At 48.0% G+C, this 750-nt stretch carries 1 pseudogene; it reads left to right on the top strand.

The features are described 5' to 3' along the window. Window positions 1-114 precede the first annotated feature (114 nt). A pseudogene (locus KIV40_RS33035) lies at window positions 115-750 on the top strand (glutamate ligase domain-containing protein); the annotation flags it as partial.

Here is a 750-nt window from a genome sequence, read left to right as displayed (position 1 = left end):
TTTCTAGTTTCAACCATAGTAGCTTCCAAGCTTTTTGGCCCAATACCTTTTCACAACTTTCTTTCGTTAGCTCATCAACTTCTTTCATGAAGCGTAATGCCAATAAACGCGTAGCAACACGCTTTAGTAAACCGTGATGATCGCGAAACGTATCCAGTCGATTCTCAGCCTGTTGTCACCTTCGGTTTCGATAACCAAGAGTTCGGCGTTGATGTGATTGATGGCGAAGAGTGGCTCATTGATCATGGTGTGCCAGTTATTCGCAGCCAAGACCTCACTCTGGTTGGTCGTCACAATGTATCGAATGCATTGGTTTCTCTGGCTCTATTAAAGTTGGCCAATGTCGATTACACACTCAGCCTTGAGTCTTTGAAGGCATACAACGGCCTCACGCATCGCTGTCAGGTGGTTGCCGATAAGCGCAACGTGAAATGGGTGAATGACTCGAAAGCAACCAACGTTGCAAGCACACTGGCGGCACTGTCTGGATTAGAGTGTCAAGGCACGCTTTATCTGCTAGTCGGTGGCGTGGGAAAAGGTGCAGACTTTAGTGAGCTTGCGCCAGTGCTTAACAATATTGCTCGCGTGCAACTGTGCTGCTTTGGTGAAGATGCCGATCAATTTATGCCTCTGCATCCATCGGCGCAGAAGTTCGACACCATGCAACAGGTTATCGAAACGCTATCACCGCAGCTAGTCGCGGGCGATATGGTGATGTTATCTCCAGCATGTGCCAGCTTCGATAAGTTT

It is taken from the genome of Vibrio sp. D173a, from assembly GCF_030248475.1.
Note: the sequence above shows the minus strand (reverse complement) of the source record. Positions and strands in the feature narration are given on the sequence as shown.